General features: G+C 57.1%; 10 protein-coding genes and 1 riboswitch. Of the genes, 3 read left to right on the plus strand and 7 right to left on the minus strand.

Annotation, left to right across the window (positions count from 1 at the left end; translation table 11 throughout):
• Positions 1 to 40 precede the first annotated feature (40 nt).
• The gene (locus AAHA41_RS06215) at positions 41 to 928 is read right to left on the minus strand and encodes a DUF2726 domain-containing protein (RefSeq protein WP_323068815.1); all 888 of its coding nucleotides are present in this window, start codon (positions 926 to 928) and stop codon (positions 41 to 43) included.
• A 190-nt stretch (positions 929 to 1118) separates the two neighbouring features.
• On the opposite strand from AAHA41_RS06215, the gene AAHA41_RS06220 reads away from it, so the two are divergent.
• From AAHA41_RS06220 to ppx, 3 genes are all read left to right on the plus strand, one after another.
• Positions 1119 to 1631: an ACT domain-containing protein gene (locus tag AAHA41_RS06220; protein ID WP_033114369.1), complete on the plus strand. Its 513-nt coding sequence runs from the start codon at positions 1119 to 1121 to the stop codon at positions 1629 to 1631.
• An 80-nt stretch (positions 1632 to 1711) separates the two neighbouring features.
• Entirely contained in the window at positions 1712 to 3781 is a 2070-nt protein-coding gene (ppk1, locus tag AAHA41_RS06225; RefSeq protein ID WP_041209862.1) for a polyphosphate kinase 1, read from the plus strand.
• The gene (ppx, locus tag AAHA41_RS06230; protein ID WP_159158627.1) at positions 3771 to 5261 is read left to right on the plus strand and encodes an exopolyphosphatase; all 1491 of its coding nucleotides are present in this window, start codon (positions 3771 to 3773) and stop codon (positions 5259 to 5261) included. The genes ppk1 and ppx overlap by 11 nt, the downstream gene beginning before the upstream one ends.
• A 63-nt stretch (positions 5262 to 5324) precedes the next feature.
• Here ppx and mgtE read toward each other — a convergent pair whose 3' ends face one another.
• The 6 genes from mgtE to flgH form a co-directional block, all read right to left on the minus strand.
• Complete coding sequence (mgtE, locus tag AAHA41_RS06235) at positions 5325 to 6668, minus strand: magnesium transporter (protein WP_042033338.1); 1344 nt, start codon at positions 6666 to 6668, stop codon at positions 5325 to 5327.
• A gap of 121 nt (positions 6669 to 6789) precedes the next feature.
• A riboswitch (M-box (ykoK) riboswitch) is annotated at positions 6790 to 6959 on the minus strand.
• 182 nt (positions 6960 to 7141) lie between these two features.
• Entirely contained in the window at positions 7142 to 8350 is a 1209-nt protein-coding gene (gene flgL / locus AAHA41_RS06240) for a flagellar hook-associated protein FlgL (RefSeq protein ID WP_201959702.1), read from the minus strand.
• A 4-nt stretch (positions 8351 to 8354) separates the two neighbouring features.
• On the minus strand, positions 8355 to 10355 hold the full coding sequence (locus AAHA41_RS06245) for a flagellar basal body rod C-terminal domain-containing protein (RefSeq protein ID WP_323068813.1): 2001 nt from the start codon (positions 10353 to 10355) through the stop codon (positions 8355 to 8357).
• 3 nt (positions 10356 to 10358) lie between these two features.
• Positions 10359 to 11414 carry a flagellar assembly peptidoglycan hydrolase FlgJ gene (gene flgJ / locus AAHA41_RS06250; protein ID WP_041209857.1) on the minus strand — a complete coding sequence of 352 codons (1056 nt, stop codon included), beginning with the start codon at positions 11412 to 11414 and terminating at the stop codon, positions 10359 to 10361.
• Between the two features lie 43 nt (positions 11415 to 11457).
• Complete coding sequence (locus AAHA41_RS06255) at positions 11458 to 12555, minus strand: flagellar basal body P-ring protein FlgI (RefSeq protein WP_041209856.1); 1098 nt, start codon at positions 12553 to 12555, stop codon at positions 11458 to 11460.
• Positions 12556 to 12563: 8 nt separating this feature from the next.
• Positions 12564 to 13235 carry a flagellar basal body L-ring protein FlgH gene (gene flgH / locus AAHA41_RS06260; RefSeq protein WP_041209855.1) on the minus strand — a complete coding sequence of 224 codons (672 nt, stop codon included), beginning with the start codon at positions 13233 to 13235 and terminating at the stop codon, positions 12564 to 12566.
• Positions 13236 to 13243: the final 8 nt, after the last annotated feature.

Raw genomic sequence — 13243 nt, forward strand, 5'->3', positions numbered from 1 at the left:
TACCGCCTTGCCGGCGGCGGTATCACTCAGATGCAGCAGTTCAAGGGTGGATATGGTGGCGCGGGGTGGCGTAGCGGCACTCGGGGAAACGGCTGCAGGCCAGAAAGAGGCGGCCGGCATGGGGCCCTTTCTTGGCTTCACGCTCCACCAGCGGCGCATCGCAGCGAGGACAGAGGTGCACCTCTTCATCCTCGTCTTCAGACGGATCGGCAAACAGGTTGTCGGCAAGCTCCGGCTCCATCACGGGAACTGCAGCGCTCGGCGCAGGGCTCTCCAGATTTGGGAAGTGAAGCGGCTCTTCATCGACCGGGCGAACGGTTGCCTGTGGCGAGCCACCGCGCAGCGGCGTGCCAAGATCGACCCCGTCCAGCAACAGAGGATTGAAGGTAGGTTCGCGCCGCTGGCCCGGCAGCAGATCATCGACCACCGGCTCGCTGGTTTTGACCAGCAACGGCAGAATCTGTTCGCGCAGCTCTTCCACCTGATAACCGCTGCTGGCCGGAATTTGCAGCAGGGGCAGACCGGCGCTGTCGCAGGCAGTTTTCAGAAAGAGATCACGCGCCTTGCGCTTCTGATGACGGTGAGAGCTGTCATCCAGCTCGATGGCGCAGATAAACGAGAGGTCGGTCGGATGGCAGAGCAGATAGTCAAAATGCTTGCCGCTGATCTTGTTGAAGTGTTGCTGCCATTTGCTCTTGCCGAGCCCCGCTTGCGGAGTCAGCACATCGGCCACCCGCACCTTGGCAAGCACTCTGGCCTTGTCGCCTACCGCCAGATCCAGAACCCCGAGAAAAGAGCGCTCGGCCGGAGTGAAGAGAGTCTCCTGCAGATCGTAGGGCAGCTGCTTCTGCTCCTTGTTTCTGCTCCAGAAAATCGCCAGCACCAGCAGGGCCAGCAGCAGTAATCCCGACAGGACGAGGGTATTCATGAGAGCACAATCCAGTTCACAACACGAAAGGGGGAACACTTTACCACAGCCAGCGTCACGCAAGGCAGCAGGCAAGCGTATGGAAAGTGTAAAAGTCCCTGCTTTTTATCCATTTGCCAGCGGACGGGGCTTCATATGACCAGCCACAGCAGGCACAATGCTGGAGAAACCCAATTCCAAGGAGAGCAGGATGCAAAAGCAATTGGTGGTCACCGTGATCGGTGCAGACAAGCCAGGTATCGTCGAGAGTCTGGCTGCCGTCATCAGTCGCGAGCAGGGCAACTGGCTGGGCAGTGCCATGAGCGAGCTGGCAGGCCAGTTTGCCGGCATCCTCCATGTAGCCGTGCCCGAGGAGCACTACCGCAGCCTGTGCGAAGCGCTGGCCCTGCTGCCCGGCCTCACCATCAGTTTTGCCGAAGGGACCCCCACCGCCGAGCCGGCCCATCAGGTGATGATGACGGTCACCGGCAATGATCGCCCCGGCATCGTCCACGAAGTAGCGAGCATCCTGCGACAACTTGATATCAATGTGGCCGATCTCACCACCGGCTGTGAACCAGCCCCCCACTCCGGCGCATCGCTCTTCTACGCCCATGCGCTGGTTGCCCTGCCAGACGGGCTGGAGATGGAGAGTCTTGTCTCTGCGCTGGAGTCTCTCTCCGATGACCTGGTGGTCGATATTGACGAGGCGATGCCCGAGTAATATTGCTGTCACTTTTCTGTCATATATTCACGTCATACCTGCCGCGCAGAGGCGAACTGATTAGAGACCAGAGGCATAACATGAGCACCGACAAGCTGTATGAAGAGAAAGAGCTGAGCTGGCTCTCATTCAATGAACGGGTGTTGCAAGAAGCGATGGACAAGACGGTCCCCCTCATCGAGCGGGTCCGCTTTTTGGGGATCTTCTCCTCCAACCAGGATGAGTTTTTTAAAGTTCGGGTGTCGGACGTCAAGCGCCGCATTCTGATCAACGAAGTACATGGCGGCGACGATGAAGCCAAGGTTCTGCTGCGCGCCATCCAGCAGAAGGTGATGGCCCTTGGCGAGGCATTCGACAACACCTACAAGGAGCTGCTGATCGCCCTGGCTCGCCACAACATCTTTCTGGTCAACGAAAACCAGCTCTCCGACGCCATCCAGAAGTGGCTGCGGGTGTTCTTTCGGGAGAAGGTGCTGCGCCACATCATCCCGATCCTGCTCAACAAGGAGGTCAACCCGGTCAAGTTCCTGAAAGACGAGCACACCTATCTGGCCATCGAGATGAAAAAGAATGGCCAGGTGATCCAGTATGCGCTGGTGGAAGTGCCGACCGATGACCTGCCCCGTTTCTTCCAGCTGCCGCCGGAAGGGACCCGCCGCAAGAAGCAGATCATCATTCTGGACAATGTCATCCGCTTCTGTCTGGACGAGATCTTCAAAGGCTTCTTCGACTACGACGAGATTGCCGCCTATGCGGTGAAGCTGACCCGGGATGCCGAATATGATCTCTCCGACCAGCTGGACTTGAGTCTGGTCGACAAGATGAGTGATGGCTTGAAGCAGCGCCTCACCGCCATGCCGGTACGTTTCGTCTACGAGCGGGAGATGCCGGCGGCGATGATAAGCTTCCTCAAGCTCAAGCTGCAGATCAGCTCCTACGACGCCATCATGCCGGGCGGACGCTATCACAACTTCAAGGATTTCATCGGCTTCCCCAACGTGGGTCGCGACTATCTGGAAAACCCCAAGCTGCCGGCCATCGATTGCCGCGACTTTGACGGCTTCGTCAATGCCTTCGATGCCATCACCAAGCAGGACATCCTGCTCTACTACCCGTACCACAAGTTTCACCACTTCACCGAGCTGGTGCGTCAGGCAGCGTTCGATCCGGCGGTCAGCGCCATTCGCATCAATATCTACCGGGTCGCCAAGAAGTCGCGGATCATCCACTCTCTCATCGATGCCGCCAACAACGGCAAGAAGGTGACCGTGGTGGTGGAGCTGCGCGCCCGCTTCGACGAAGCCGCCAACATAGACTGGGCCAACATCCTGACCGATGCCGGGGTCAAGGTGGTGTTCGGTGTGCCGAGCCTCAAGATCCACTCCAAGCTCTGCCTCATCACCCGCCACGAAAACGGCGAGGCGGTGCGCTACGCCCATATCGGGACCGGCAACTTCAACGAGAAGACCGCCAAAATCTATACCGACTTCTCGCTGCTGACTCGCCACCCGGACATCACCGCCGAGGTGGAGAGCGTGTTCGAGTACATCGAGTACCCCTACCGGCGCTACAAGTTCAACCACCTGCTGGTCTCCCCCATCAACAGCCGCCGTCAGCTCTATCGTCTCATCGACAACGAGCTCTCGAACGCCAAGGCGGGGCAACCCAGCGGCATCACCCTCAAGATTAACAACCTGGTGGACCGGGATCTCATCAACCGGCTCTATGCCGCCGGTCAGGCCGGGGTGCCGATCCAGATGATCATCCGCGGCATGTGCGCCCTGCGCCCGGGCGTGCCGGGTCTCAGTGACAACATCAAGGTGATCAGCATCATCGACCGCTTCCTCGAGCACCCGCGGGTGATGGTGTTCCACAACAAGGGCAACCCCCAGCTCTATATCTCCAGCGCCGACTGGATGAGCCGCAATATTGACGGCCGGATCGAGGTGGGCACCCCCATCTATGACGAGCGGCTCAAGCAGCGCATCATGGATATTCTCGAGCTACAACTGAGTGATACCTGCAAGGCGCGGGTGATCGATGCCGACCAGCAGAACGAATATGTGAAGCGGGGCAACCGCCGCAAAATCCGCTCTCAGGTCGCGATTTACGACTATCTCAAACGTATCGAGTCAAACAATGGACAATAGCCTCTACGCCGCCGTCGATCTCGGCTCCAACAGTTTTCATATGGTGATCGCCCATCTGAGCGAAGGGCGTTTTCGCATCGTCGATCGAATCAAGGAGCGGGTGCGACTGGCGGAAGGGATGGATGAGCAAAAGCGCATGAGCCCGGAGGCGATGGAACGCGGCCTCGCCTGTCTGTCGCTGTTTGCCGAGCGGCTCACCAACATCAAACCGGATCAGATCCGCATCGCCGGCACCTACACATTGCGCCGTGCCAGCAACGCGCGCGAGTTCGTCAGCGAAGCGGCCAAGGTGCTCAATCACCCCATCGAGATCATCAGCGGGCAGGAAGAAGCACGGCTCATCTATCAGGGTGTCGCCCATACCCAGCATATCGAGGGTCAGGTACTGGTCATCGATATCGGCGGCGGCAGCACCGAGCTCATCATCGGTGAAGGGTTTGAACACAAGGCCCTCACCAGCCGCAAGATGGGCTGCGTCAGCTTTACCCAGAGCTTCTTTGCCAGCGGCAAGCTGAGTGACAAGCACTTCACCAATGCAGTGCTGGAGGCGCAGCACCAGCTCGCGCCCATCGTCAACCAGTACCGCAAGCTGGGCTGGCAGAGCTGTCTTGGCAGCTCAGGTTCGATCCGCACAGTGCGCGACGTGCTGCAGGGTGAGGGGCTGACCGATGGCAGTATTACGCTGGAGGGGCTGGAGCGCCTCAAGGCCCTGATGATCGAACATAAACGGGTCGATAACCTCAAACTGGTCGGGCTCACCGAGGAGCGTCAGGAGGTGTTTGCCGCCGCGGTCGCCATCCTGCTCGGCCTGTTTACCTCGCTGCCCATCGAGCGGCTCGACTACTCTGACGGTGCCCTGCGTGAAGGATTGCTGTATGAGTTCGAGGAGCGCTTGCAGCACCACGATATCCGCGAGCGCACCGCACAAGCCCTCGGCACCCACTACCGGATGGACCGCAAACAAGCCGCCCGGGTGGAGCAGAGCGTGCTGACCCTGTTTGATGCCCTGCAAGAGCCTTGGCAGATGGAGATAGAGCCCTATCGCGCCATCCTCGGCTGGGCGGCGCGGCTGCACGAAATTGGCCTTGCCATCAACTACAGCGGCATCCACCGCCACTCCGCCTATATCCTGCAACACACCGACCTGCCCGGCTTCAACCAGGACGATCAGGCATTGCTGGCCGCGCTGGTACGCTTCCAGCGCAAGGGGCTAAAACTCGCCGAGCTACCGCCCCTGCCCAACCACGACCTGCAGACGGTGCTGCGCTGCATCCGCATTTTGCGCCTCGCAGTCGCCGCGCACCACAAGCGCCAGGACAACCTGCTGCCAGAGTGGAAAGTCGCGGTACAAGGGGATCAGCTGGTAGTAACCTTGCCGATCGACTGGTGTGAGGAGAACCGTCTCCTGATGCAGAATCTGGAGAAGGAGCACCGTTATTGCCAAGAGCAGGGCTGGCCTCTGTTGTTCCAGCTCGGCTGAACCGCAAAGAGAGATGTAAAAAAGGCAGCCCGTGGGCTGCCTTTTGCATTCTCAGGTTGTAGTTTACTGCAGCTCGGGCAGCAGCAACTTGGCAATCTCGAAGTAGATGATAAGACCGGTACCATCCACCAGCGTCGCGATAAAGGGGGCCGATACGACCGCCGGGTCGATACGGAATCGGCGCAGCACCATGGGGATCACCGACGCCACAGTGGCGCTCCAGAGCACGATGGCGATGATGGTCAGAGTAACTACCATGCCAATCTGGGGACCCACCCCCAGACTCCAGGCCCGCACCCAGGCCGCCAGCGCAATGGCCGCCGAAATGAGCAGACCGGTAGAGAGCTCCTTCTTCAGCACAGTGCCGAGGTTACGCAGACTCACCTCCCCGACCGCCATGGCGCGTACTATGGTAGTGGTGATCTGGGTACCGCTGTTACCACCGGTACCGATCAGCAGAGGGATAAAGAATGCCAGGGCAATGGCAGCTTCCAACTGCTCCTCGAAAGCCCGCAGCACGGTGCCGGTATAGGCTTCGGCCACAAACAGAATGAGCAACCAGCCCACCCGCTTGCGCCACAACTGCCAGGGAGTTGCCTGCAGATAGGGGGTATCCAGCGGCGATGAACCACCCTGCATCTCGGCATCCTCGGTGGATTCGAGCTCCAGGATATCGGCTGCATCATCAACGTGGAAAATACCGACCAGCCGCCCCTGATCCTCGACCGGCAACACCGACAGGTCGCGGTCAATCAGCAGGCGCGCAGCCAGCTCCTGATCCGCACGGGCGTTGATCCGCACCGTTTCACGATCCATCAGAGTCGCGACGCTGGCCAGCGGGTCAGCGATCAGTAACGTCTTGAGCGAGATGCTCCCCTGCAGACGCCCATCCGCGTTGACCACATAGATGTGGCGAAACAGCTGGGCATTATCCCAAGCATCGTGGATCAGCTGCTTGGCCTTGCCCACGGTATCCTGTTCGCTCACGGCCAGGTATTCATGACGCATGTTGGCCCCGACCGACTCGGTAGGCCAGTCGAGCAGGGAGTAGTACATGGCCTGAGCCTGGGTCGGAAAACGCGCCAACAGCATGGTGCGATCCTGACGGCCGAGCTTGCGCAGGATCGCCACCATCTCGCGACGGGGAATGGCCTCTTGCAAGACTGTAACTATGCTGCCATGCATGCGCTGCAACAGGCGACCCGCACTCTCTGCCGAGAGAGAAGCGATAAGTTCAGCCCCCTGCGGCACAGGCAAGGTATCAAAGATGCAGTTGAGCTCTTCCGGACGCAGGGTCAGCAGTTGATCGGCGCGCTGAACCGGATCCAGATTGTGTTCCAACCAGCCCTGCAGGCTGGCGAGATCGAGCAGTTGATGACGGTTGAGAATGGTGTGTGTTTTCTTCATCACAAATAATCCCATGTGATTCCAGGCAAGCCTGAGCGCGAGCGGAGATCCGTTCGCCATCTGAAAGAAAACAGCAATTTGATTGACGAGTAATAGGCAGGAAATGACGCCGTTCGGCGTGTCATCATCCCCACGTACCAGCTTTAGCACTGCATAACGTATCCGGCATGCCGGAAGCCACTTGGGTTTACACCTTAATCCGATGAAAACTGTCCTGATCTTGGGCGTCTCTGGACGTCGTGAGATCAGTGGCCTGTGTTTATACAGGAGCCTCGCCTAACGAGATGCTGCAATTAAACTTGCACAACGCTCTGTTGTGCGGGCGGCATAATTGTCCAATCACACAACAAGGTCAACCCCGGTTTAGCCAGAAACCGCCATAGGTAACAGCTTGTTACAATTACTGACCCAATCATGCTCAAGGATGGGATTGCCCAATATGCAAAAAGGCCCTGATAGGGCCTTTTGTAGATTCAGCGGATGTAATCAAACAGGGTCAACCTGCTTATCTTGCTGAAGGAAAGTTGTGACGCACTCAGCGCTGCGTCCTCTTTCGCCAGCGTGGATATTACCTCGTAGAGATCGGCCTCGGAAACCTTGGCCCTCGCCTCGGTGTTCAGGTTACTCAGCCCTTCGTTGGAGCTCATCACCTGTTCAAGGCTGTTCATCCGGCCGCCCAGTTCACCTAGTCCATGATCGATGTTCTGCCGAGCATTCTTCATATGAACGGTTACATCAGCCACCTTGCTCTGAAACGTATCGGCAGATACGCTCGGATCACGCAGCGTATTGATAAAGTCAGACATGCCATTGAGGATGTTGTCATTCTTTGGCGGATTGAGCGAAAACTGCTGTGCCGTCCCACCTGCTGGCAAATCGAGCGTCAACTCGAGACCGTTGAACGGAATCTTGGTCCCGGGCGTGTAATTTCCCGTCTGCAACGTAGCACCACCGGAATCCTTGATCTGATAGGTATCGGGAGGCCCTATTGTGGTGGAAACGGTGTAGTCATTGCTGGCCAGCGCCGAGTTGTAGTTTGCTTGGAAAAAGTTATCAAAGTTGCCCTGATCCGCGATACCCACCTTGATATTGGCAGTCCCTGCACTGGCTGTGCGCCTGGTTGCCACAATCTCGAAGAGATCCTGCCCCGAGTCGTTGGCGGCAATTTTGACGGTCGGCGAGACCTGGATCTCGCGCTGCCCGGTATCCCCCTGATAGATGAACTTGCCGTTGGTATCTCTCACATAGGGCTGGGTCTTGCTCTGGTTGCCGCCGAAGATATATTCCCCCTGAGAGTTCTTGCTGTTCATCAGATCAAACATCTGCTGTTGCAAGCCCTCCAGTTCGCTGGCGATCGACTTGCGATCTTCCATGCTGATGGAACCGTTATTTGACTTCTGGATCAGGGTCTGAGCACTCAGCATGGCGGTATTCAGAGAGGTCAATACCGTCTCTTCATGACCAAGGCTGTTTTCCAGAAGACTACCATTGACCCCATATTGCTTGAAGAGGTCGATCTCCTTGGTCAGCGCCATTTTTTGGCTCATGCCAGCCGGGTCTTCACCGGCCGTCTGGAACTTATTGCCGGTCTGCAGCTGCTGATAAGCGGTATTGAGCCGCTCATTTGCACTGTTGAGGGAATAGATATTCCGGTCGTAGATCATGTTGGTAGTAATGCGCATGACGTTACCTCACGGAAGCAAGCAGTGTGTCGAAAATGGTTTTGGCGGTACTGACGATCTGGGCCGATGCCGCGTAGGATTGCTGGAACCGAATCAGATTGGCCGCTTCCTCTTCCAGATTGACCCCGGAGACGCTTTCATAGATTCCGGTACTCTGGATCAGCTTGGACTCATTGGCCTTGAGCAAAGTCTTCGCCTGGCTGGTATTGTTACCTACCGACATGACCAGCCCAGAGTAGGCTTCATTGAAAGTCATCTTGTCATTGGCTGTACCGCCACTACTGCCTTTGCGCACCAAATCCTTGTTTTGCAGCTCCGCCAGTGCGAGACCGTTGCTGTTATCGGCAAAGCCATTACTGTTGTAACTGAGTGTGAAACTGTCACCCGCGTTGACAGTACCGGTAATGCTGAACTCGTAGCCAGGAGTCTGTTTGGGATTGGCATAGACAGCCCCAACTGCGGGAGGCGGCAGTTGCAAAGCCGCCATCAGATTTTGGCCCTTGCTGGCTGCCGGAGCCACACCGAGCAGCGTTCCCCCCTTGTCATAGACTTCGTAGTCACCAGCTCCGTTTATTTTGACAACCTGAGGAGCCGCAACGTTGAGCGTGTTGGTACCAAAACCGGAACCGGCTCCGGTATTGAACACCCCACCCAACTTGATATCTGCACTACCACCGTTATTTGTGGTCTTTTGCGCTTTGAGCGGAGAAGCCAAAGCCAAATCTTCCGGTCTGGTTATATTTTGTGTTATGCCAGCGGCGGCACTCTTGGCTGGTTGCAACAGCAGCTTGTCGCCGGCAACTGGCGCCCCGGTCAAATCGACAGAAATGCCGTGACCCGGGATCTGGAAAGTGGCAGGTGGCGTAGTTCCTGTCGCAACCGAGGTCGCATTGCCATCCTTGTCCAGTGAAAAGACCTCATAACCTGTGGCGCTGCTAAAGCGGATCTCGTAGTCAAAGGGGGTCACTTCTGTTCCCTTACCGGGTACAAAACTGACCGTAGCACCGGCAGTACCGCCATTGGAGTTGTAAGGCAACCCCTTGCTGGTTGGCAGGTTGAAAATATCGCTACCCAGCTCGTTATCCAGATCCATCCCCAGCCGGTTTTGCTGGTTCATGGCATCGGCCATGGCAATAGAAAGTTGCCCCAACTCGCGCTTGGTCGGCTCCAGATCAGTTCGAGCCTTGAAAAGCCCACCCACAGTCCCCCCGAAGGTATCGTGATCGATAAGCGCCTGATTATCACCAAGCGTCAATTGCAACTCCTGATTGCGCGAATCAGGATCCCCTGCCACAACTTTGAACTGAGCCACGCCACCATCAAGGATCAATGAATGACCTGTGCTCATATTGACCAGCATACTGCCGTTGGCCTGAGGTATGGTGCGAATATCCATCTTTTCGGAGAGCTGGCGAATCGCCTCATCGCGCTGATCAAACAGCATCAGGTTCTCTTCGGGCGAGCCCTGGGTCCGTATAATCGCCTTGTTCAGGTCATTGATGCTGGTGAGCAGGCTGTTGACCTGCTTGGTCTCGTCCTCAATACGGGTGCTGATGGTGTCACTCTGCTTGTCGAGCTGGGCCGAGAGAGTATGAAACCGGTTGACCATACCGCTCAATTCGGTCATGACAACCTTGCGGCCACCAATGTCGGCCGGTGACTCATTGGCAGAGTGGAAAGCATTGAAATACGAGGTCATAGCAGCCCCTACGCTGTTGCTGGTATCCCCAAGCAACCTGTCCACAGAGGAAAGCTGATCATAGTGAGTCAAGGATGCATAGTAAGCAGAGGTATCACGACGCACCTCCCCCTGCATATAGCTGTTGAGGATCCGCTCGGTCTTGATGTCGCCAGTACCCAGACCAACTGAATTGGTATACACCAGCGTACGCTCACGCACATAGCCCTGACTATTGACGTTTACTATGTTGTTACTGGTGCTCTGCAGCAGGCGTTGCTGTGCCAGCACACCTGATGAACCAATCCCAAGCAGATCGCTTGCCATATGTTACAGCTCCATCTCGTTGTATTGCGCAATCGCATCGCTGCGCAATACCTGTTTCAGTTTGTTGGCGTAGTGAGGATCTGTGGCATAACCGGCCTTTTGCAGTGCTTCAAAGTAGTGATCCGGACTGTCTACCTTGGCCAACGCCCCCTTGTAACGGGAGCCGGAGGTGAGAAAATCCACGTAATCGTTGAAGCTCTCTTCAAAAGAGTCGTAGGAGCGGAAGGCCGCTTTTTGGCGCGATGCAACCCCTTCCTCATACTCGAGCGTACTCACCACTGCCTTGGGCCCTTCCCAACGGGGATCAGCCTTAATGCCAAACAGGTTGTGAGTTACGTTCCCCTCGCCATCCTTGATCACCCGCTTGCCCCAGCCACTTTCCAGCGCGGCCTGAGCCACCAGTACCGCCGGACTGAGTCCAAGCTTGTCGGCCGCTTTCTTGGCAAGTGGCATCAAGCGCTGCACAAACTCTTCCGGACTATCAAACTCTTTGCCATCGGCACTGCTACCAGCTTGGGCGGCAATGCCCATCGGCGGCACGGTACGGTGAGGGCGTACCGGCATGGTGAGCGCAGGTTTATCCTCTGCCATCCCCTTTTCAGCAAAATCCTTGCCAACTTTAGAGGCTTCAATCAAATCATTGGCTGCCCCGGTGGGCGGTTCGTAGGGTTTGTAGGCACGCTCGGTGCGCTGCGGCATCTTGAGCACCCGTCCATCCTTGTGGGTAAAGGTGGCCGGTGAGAGCTGCTTGGCCACCATGTCTGCCAATCCTAATCCACCTTTATTGGTCATATCGGAAACACGTTGCTCATCCAGCATCCCTTCATAAAACTGGGTATAGCTGCTGTTGAACGGGCTATCCTGGGTCAACACCTGATTGGCCTGCCGCATCCCCTGAAAAATCATCTGGGTGAAAATTGACTCGAACTGGCGCGATGCACTCCGGAGCGCTTCCGCCTGCCCCTCTTTGCTGTTGCTCATCTGACGGAGGCGATCAAGGTTTTTGACGTCCTGCACGACCCCGAGATTGATACCGCTGTTAGTGTCAAAGTCCGCCATTTTGCTTACCTCTTTGCCGCCCGTGGCAACCCCTTGCCGCTTGTTACAATATGATCAACTGTCCTTCGATGGCGCCTGCCTGCTGCAGCGCCTCGAGGATGGCCATCAGGTCACCGGGAGCAACCCCAACCTGGTTGACGGCCCGAACCAGCTCATCAAGCGTGGCGCCGGTGTCAAACTTGAACATCCGCCCCTGCTCCTGCTTGACGTTGATAGTCGAACTGTTGGTGGTAGTGGTCTGCCCGCCAGAGAGTGGATTGGGCTGGGAGACCTGCTGGTTTTCCGCGATGGTGACGGTCAAACCACCGTGGCTGATAGCCGCCGGTTTCAACCTGACTTCACTGCCAATGACGATAGTGCCGGTTCGCGAGTTGACGATGATCTTGGCCGCTTCATTGGCCGGATCCACTTCCAGATTCTCGATGGTCGCGAGATAGGAGACCCGCTGACCCGGATCACGCGGTGCATAGACCTTGACCGAAGTAGCGTCGAGTGCCTGCGCGGTATTGGGGCCGACCAGATCGTTCACCACATCCGCCAGTCGGCGTGCAGTAGTAAAATCCGGGCGGTTCAGGTTGAAGGTGATGGTATCGCCCTGACTGAACGCATTGGGCACTTCCCGCTCGACGGTCGCCCCGTTGGCAATGCGCCCGACGGTCGGGGTATTGATCACCACTTTGGAGCCATCCGCCCCTTCGGCGCCCAGACCACCAACGACCAGACTGCCCTGGGCAACCGCATAGACCCGACCATCAAGCCCCTTGAGGAAGCTCTGCAGCAGAGTACCGCCACGCAGGCTTTTCGCCTCGCCAATCGCGGAAACCGTGACATCAATGGTCTGGCCCGGTTTGGAGAAGGGCGGCAAGTCGGCATGAATAGCCACTGGCGCCACATCCTTGATCTTGGGCTTGATGTTGTCCGGCACCTTGATGCCAAAGTTGTTGAGCATGGTACGGAAAGTCTGCTCGGTGAAGGCGTTGTTCTTCTCGCCAGTACCGGGCAGACCGACCACCAGCCCGTAACCAATCAACTGGTTGGTACGAACCCCTTCAACCGAGCTGATGTCCTTGATCCGGGCGGCATGAGCCATGCCCAGCGGCAACAGACAGCAGAGGAGTGTGGCAAGACGGAGTGACTTCATAACATCTCCTAGAGCGGCCACCAAGGACCATTGAAAAAGCTGGTCAGCCATCCCTGTTCCTGGGTATTGGCCAGATCACCGGTACCACCGTAGTAGATACGGGCATTGGCAACTTTCTGGGATGACACGCTGTTATCAGAGGTCACATCCTCTGGGCGGATAAGACCGGTAATACGGATATACTCGTTGCCATTGTTAAGCATGATCCACTTCTCGCCACGCACCAGCAGATTGCCGTTGGGCAATACCTTGGCCACGCTGACCGAGATATTCCCCTGCAGGCTGTTGCTCTGATCCGCCTTGGCTTGTCCCTTGAACGCGCCAGTCTGACCGATGCTGGCCGAGAGATCATAAGGCCCCGCCGTCACCGGCACGCCGCCCAGGCTGACCGCATCCAAATTGAACTTGTTGTCCTTGCCACTCTGGGTGTTGGCTTTTTTGGATGCCGAGGTCGATTCAGCCAGCTGAATGGTGATGATGTCACCCACCTTGTGCGCCTTGATATCCGAATAGATGCCGTTGACCTGCTCCGGCTGAAAGATCGCCCCTGTCGGTCTCACCGAGACCGGCTCCGACTCCCCGTAAACGGGGGAAAACTCGGGATCATCGGGTTTGGGAGTATTGGGGGTCGAAGTACAACCACCCAGCACCAGCAAGCCCAGCATCCATACGGCTTTCATCATGCACC

Source organism: Aeromonas sp. SER (assembly GCF_038739615.1).
GTDB lineage: Bacteria > Pseudomonadota > Gammaproteobacteria > Enterobacterales > Aeromonadaceae > Aeromonas > Aeromonas jandaei.

Excerpts from the sequence above, each read along its gene's own strand:
- AAHA41_RS06215 (WP_323068815.1), bottom strand. The coding sequence starts at position 928 with ATGAATACCCTCGTCCTGTCGGGATTACTGCTGCTGGCCCTGCTGGTG.
- AAHA41_RS06220 (WP_033114369.1), top strand. The coding sequence starts at position 1,119 with ATGCAAAAGCAATTGGTGGTCACCGTGATCGGTGCAGACAAGCCAGGT.
- ppk1 (WP_041209862.1), top strand. The coding sequence starts at position 1,712 with ATGAGCACCGACAAGCTGTATGAAGAGAAAGAGCTGAGCTGGCTCTCA.
- ppx (WP_159158627.1), top strand. The coding sequence starts at position 3,771 with ATGGACAATAGCCTCTACGCCGCCGTCGATCTCGGCTCCAACAGTTTT.
- mgtE (WP_042033338.1), bottom strand. The coding sequence starts at position 6,668 with ATGAAGAAAACACACACCATTCTCAACCGTCATCAACTGCTCGATCTC.
- flgL (WP_201959702.1), bottom strand. The coding sequence starts at position 8,350 with ATGCGCATTACTACCAACATGATCTACGACCGGAATATCTATTCCCTC.
- AAHA41_RS06245 (WP_323068813.1), bottom strand. The coding sequence starts at position 10,355 with ATGGCAAGCGATCTGCTTGGGATTGGTTCATCAGGTGTGCTGGCACAG.
- flgJ (WP_041209857.1), bottom strand. The coding sequence starts at position 11,414 with ATGGCGGACTTTGACACTAACAGCGGTATCAATCTCGGGGTCGTGCAG.
- AAHA41_RS06255 (WP_041209856.1), bottom strand. The coding sequence starts at position 12,555 with ATGAAGTCACTCCGTCTTGCCACACTCCTCTGCTGTCTGTTGCCGCTG.
- flgH (WP_041209855.1), bottom strand. The coding sequence starts at position 13,235 with ATGAAAGCCGTATGGATGCTGGGCTTGCTGGTGCTGGGTGGTTGTACT.